This window comes from Bartonella queenslandensis AUST/NH15, from assembly GCF_000312585.1.
Lineage (GTDB): Bacteria > Pseudomonadota > Alphaproteobacteria > Rhizobiales > Rhizobiaceae > Bartonella > Bartonella queenslandensis_A.
In genome coordinates this window covers 1-419 of record NZ_HE998204.1, presented here as the reverse complement: position 1 = coordinate 419, position 419 = coordinate 1, and the positions used below count along the sequence as shown (strand labels likewise).

At 48.0% G+C, this 419-nt stretch carries 1 pseudogene; it reads right to left on the bottom strand.

From position 1 onward, the window contains the following. Window positions 1-419 (bottom strand): annotated as a pseudogene (locus BN338_RS09900) (phage tail tape measure protein); the annotation flags it as partial.

The window sequence follows — 419 nt, the reverse complement described above, 5'->3', positions numbered from 1 at the left end:
AGTGCCCATAAAGCCATCAACAATCCAATTGGCGAGATCTTCCCCCGCTTGTTCCATACCGGCTTTGGCATCCTCAGAAAGCTTTTCGCGAGCAAAAAAGCGCCCCAACCATCCCCAAAAGTTGGACAGGCTTTGCTTAAAACCCTCCCACAAACCAGCAAAGCTTTGGGAAACAGAGGAAAGTCCTTGTTTAAACTTTTGCCAATGGGAAGAGAGATCAAAAGCAGCAGCAATGATGTTTTTCCACCTGGTGATGGTGGTGGTATCCGCACCAAAAAAACGCATGACGGCTTCAAAGGCATGCCCAAAAGCGCGTATGATCCCCCGTGCAAAGCCTTTAACAAAAGAAGAAAAACGGTCCCAGTATTTCCACAAAACAAAACCAGCAGCCATGATCACAGCCACAGCAGCGGCAATGA